A 4,179-nucleotide genomic window follows, 5' to 3' on the forward strand; every position below is an offset into this window, starting at 1 on the left:
TTGGATAGTGTGTCATAACTTTATAGTTTGGTACCTTTAAAGATATAACATTTTTCCAATTGGCCTGCTGATTTCAAATTTTAAGGAGACTGTAACATTATTCTTGAATCAATTCAAAACAGTTTCTGAGCTATATAAAGAGCCATAAGAAAGAAGTAAACAAGTTGCTTTTCTTACGTTGGAATCGTTTTTCAAGGGACTTACCTCAGGCTACTAATGTAGTAAACGATTTACTTTCTATGGGTGTAGAGCCTAATGCCATAGAGGAAGAGATAAATTTCAATTCTGCAAATTGGCCTATGCTATTAGGTGTTTATATAGGGCAAGCCCAAGGCGACAATATTAGCCGCTCAAAAGCGACCAAGGATGGAATTTACGGAACAGCATCCCAAGGAAAATGTTACAACAAAGCTCCACGAGGCTATAAAAACAAACACCGTGTGGATAATAACGGTATGGTGATAGAAAAATATGTCGAATTTAGCGAAGAAGCCAATTCTATACGAAAAGCGTTTGAAGAATTTGCCAAAGGAACTATCAGTGCGGATTATGCAAGAAGAAGGTATTGCCCACAAATTGCAGAAAGTACCTTTTTGGATATGCTCCGAAATCCTTTCTATATAGGAAAAATAAAAGTACCTGAGTATAATGGCATTCCATCCCACTTGGTAGATGGGCGACATGAACCGTTGATAAGTGAAGATACATTCCAAAAAATACAAGATTTACTCGATGGGAAAAAGAAAAGTAAGCCTAAACTAAGTAAACCCACCAATCCCGACTTATTTTTACGGAAATTTCTCGTTTGCCCTATCTGTGGCCATTCCTTAACAGGAGCAACAAGCAGAGGCAACGGAGGAAAGTACACATATTATAATTGCTGCCACAATGCCAAACATATCCGAAAACGAGCAGAAGAGGTTAATGAGGGTTTTGCTAAATATATAGGAGCATTAAAACCTTCAATAGAGGTGCTGAACCTGTATAAAGAAGTGTTGAAAGACTTGCACGGAGATAGTAAGCGCGAGATTCAAACTGAGATAAACAAGTTAAATAAGGAGGTTACAACAAAGCAATCTCAGATAGAAAGTGTGGAAGACATGTTAATTATGGATAAAAGCCATTCCGATAGATATAACCGCATCCTGGAACGGTACGAAAAAGAGGTATCGGAACTTCAAACGCGCATTTCAACACTCGAATTAAGCAAACGGGAAAATATCGAACCAAAGCTAAGCTATGCTATTATGCTGATAAACAATATAGATAGTTACATCCGTGACGCGCCTTTAGAGACTAAAATCAAACTCATTGGTTCGATATTTGATGATAAAATAGAATATGACGGAGAAAAATATCGAACCAACTCATACAACAAGGTGCTTGACCTTATTTTTCAGCAAACCAACGAGTTACGAGGAAAGGAAAAAGAAAAAGGAGAAAAACTTTCGTCTTTCTCCGTTTCAGTACCCAGACCCGCATTTGAAATAACTAAATCGGGAACAATCCGTTTGAATAGCAAAGCGATGAAGTTTAAACTAAACTAAACTGATTATTAGCACTTTACACAACACTAAAAAGTTAATTCAATTTAATTGGATTGAAATAAATTCGGGATGAATGGGAACAATTTGGGAACAAATGCTATATTTGCGCCATAACAAAATCATTCAGCCTATGAAAGCAACAGCATTTATCCGAAAGACTGCAAGCAAAAATGATACCAACAGCGTAGCAACAATCTATTTCAGACTAAGGGACGGGAAAAAGGACATAAAGGCAGCCAGCGAGCTGACTATAAACCCAAACCACTGGAGCAGCGAAAAGCAAGGTTACAAAGACAGGGTTGCACTTGTGAGCGAAGAAAAGAAACAGGCTCTGAACAATGAAGTGCAAAATATCCTCAATCTGATAAACCAGAACTATACACCGGAATCAGACAGTGAATGGTTGAGCACCTTAATTGATAAATATCACCACCCCAACAGATACAAGACGAAGGAGGAAATCGAAGCGGAAAACAAACCGATGCTGCTTGAACTGTTCTCTGAATTCCTTGTAAAGCACAAACTTTCCGAAGTCAGGAAAAAGAATTTCCGTGTAATACAGCGTACTTTGACAAGATATGAGCTTTATGTACGTGCAACTAAAAAAGGGCAAAAGGACTTTATCCTTGATGTTGATACCGTCACCCCTGAAACTCTTCGGGACATGTGGGACTTCTTCGAGAACGAATACCAGTATTATGAACTGTACCCAAGCATTTATGAAACCATCCCAGAAAAGAGAACTCCACAACCACGTGGAAAAAATACTCTGATAGACTGCTTTTCAAGAATACGCACATTCTTCCTGTGGTGCTTCGACAACAAGCTGACCGCCAACAGACCGTTTGACAAGTTTCCGATAGAGGAATGCAAATACGGAACTCCTATTTATATCAACCTTGAAGAAAGGGACAGGATTTTCAATGCAGACCTTTCAGCCACTCCACAGTTGGAGATACAGAGGGACATCTTCATTTTCCAGACACTTATAGGATGCAGAGTAAGCGACCTGTACAGAATGACCAAACTTAACATTGTGAACGGTGCAGTCGAATACATACAGAAAAAGACAAAGGAAGGAAATCCGGTTACGGTACGTGTACCGTTGAACGACAAGGCAAAGGAAATTCTTGAACGATATAAAGACCATGAAGGAAAACTGCTACCGTTCATTTCCGAACAGAAATATAATGAGGCAATAAAAAAGATATTCAAACTTTCAGGAGTGGACAGGATTGTCACTATCTTAGACCCGTTGACACGTGATGAAGTCAAAAAACCGCTTTATGAAGTGGCAAGCAGCCACCTTGCAAGACGCACCTTCATCGGTAATATTTATAAGAAGGTGAAAGACCCGAATCTTGTTTCGGCACTGTCGGGACACAAGGAAGGCAGCAAGGCTTTCAGACGGTACAGGGATATTGACGAAGAGATGAAGAAAGACCTCGTTAAACTTTTAGACTAAACCTATATGGGACAACAGGAATACGACAATTTCAAAAGACTGATAAGGGAGTGGCTTGACAGCCACCCCGATGAATATGCGGCTTTCGTGGAAGAAATGAACGACAAGGAGTTCAAGGGATTTGTCAAGGTTTTCAAGGTTGCCACAACCTTGGTACCGAGATACAAGGAAGCCACACGCAGACGGATCGGAGACGATAAAATCTCCGATTTCGAGGAACTGGAGAATGTGCTTCTGGATTCTGACCTTGCTCAAAAGATTGTAAACGAGTTCCATCATTCAAAAAGGCGGAGCATCATACCTGCCATGCTCGCATGGTTGTACTACGGACGGAGCTATGAGTGCATGGTGGAACAGGGAGAGGAACTGGCCAAAAGAAAAGGTATTACCAGACTATACAAATGGCTTGTTTCCTACATGGTCAGGTTCATCATCAAGAAGAGCATCAGCAGCGGCATGAGAACCAAAGAAGACTGGGTGGCTTTCAGAAAGCAGCAGAAAGCCATTGAGGAAAACAACCTCGTGGAATGGTCTATTGAGGATGAAGAAGACATTGAAGAAACCGAAACGGAAGATACGGACAGCCTGCAGCAGGGACAGCCCAAAAGCGCAGGACGAAAAGCCGACACACGCACCCTGCCGGAGCTGCTGATAGAGAACAGGGATGTCATTCTGGAAAGAATCGGAACAAGGCTGAAAACGCATACGACCGAAACGGACATCGCACGTCTGTACATCGCACTGGTGGAATACCGTTTCATGCGCCCCTGTCCCATAAAGACTTTCCGGAACGCACTGCAACAGCAATACACAGACCTCAGCATCGTACACGAAAGGGGAATACAGAAAGCGTACAGGAACCTTACCACACCTTTCGGAGGCAGCAAAAAACTGATAAAGGACATCGGGGAAGACCATGTTGCCATAGAGGAATTGAAGGCTTATCTATCCGCTTGAAATTCGTTTAATTCGTTTTTGGATTTTACGAATTTAACGCATTGAAATCCATTGATTTACGATTATTTTTCGTTATATATTTGTGAAGGTGTGTCAAAAAGCACACCTTCTTTTTTTAGCACAAAGCCCCGACTTTCACAAGCTGGGGCTTTGTTATTACCTAAAGATTTTGTATCTTTAAGCATAAAGATTTATACATATGGCAAAGAT

Annotated in this window: 3 protein-coding genes; all 3 read left to right on the top strand. The window is 40.8% G+C overall.

Annotated elements, in window-relative coordinates:
- Nucleotides 1–239: 239 nt before the first annotated feature.
- The gene (locus tag BQ5591_RS00005; protein ID WP_071147957.1) at nt 240–1,547 is read left to right on the top strand and encodes a recombinase family protein; all 1,308 of its coding nucleotides are present in this window, start codon (nt 240–242) and stop codon (nt 1,545–1,547) included.
- A gap of 130 nt (nt 1,548–1,677) precedes the next feature.
- Nucleotides 1,678–3,012, top strand: a complete 1,335-nt coding sequence (locus BQ5591_RS00010; protein WP_071147958.1) for a site-specific integrase — start codon at nt 1,678–1,680, stop codon at nt 3,010–3,012.
- A 6-nt stretch (nt 3,013–3,018) separates the two neighbouring features.
- The gene (locus tag BQ5591_RS00015) at nt 3,019–3,969 is read left to right on the top strand and encodes a DUF6043 family protein (RefSeq protein ID WP_071147959.1); all 951 of its coding nucleotides are present in this window, start codon (nt 3,019–3,021) and stop codon (nt 3,967–3,969) included.
- The last annotated feature ends 210 nt before the right edge of the window (nt 3,970–4,179 follow it).

This window comes from Bacteroides ndongoniae (assembly GCF_900108345.1).
Lineage (GTDB): Bacteria > Bacteroidota > Bacteroidia > Bacteroidales > Bacteroidaceae > Bacteroides > Bacteroides ndongoniae.

What these genes read in the sequence shown, in the direction of transcription:
- BQ5591_RS00010 (WP_071147958.1), top strand. Translation starts at nt 1,678, where the DNA reads ATGAAAGCAACAGCATTTATCCGAAAGACTGCAAGCAAAAATGATACC.
- BQ5591_RS00015 (WP_071147959.1), top strand. Translation starts at nt 3,019, where the DNA reads ATGGGACAACAGGAATACGACAATTTCAAAAGACTGATAAGGGAGTGG.
- BQ5591_RS00005 (WP_071147957.1), top strand. Translation starts at nt 240, where the DNA reads ATGGGTGTAGAGCCTAATGCCATAGAGGAAGAGATAAATTTCAATTCT.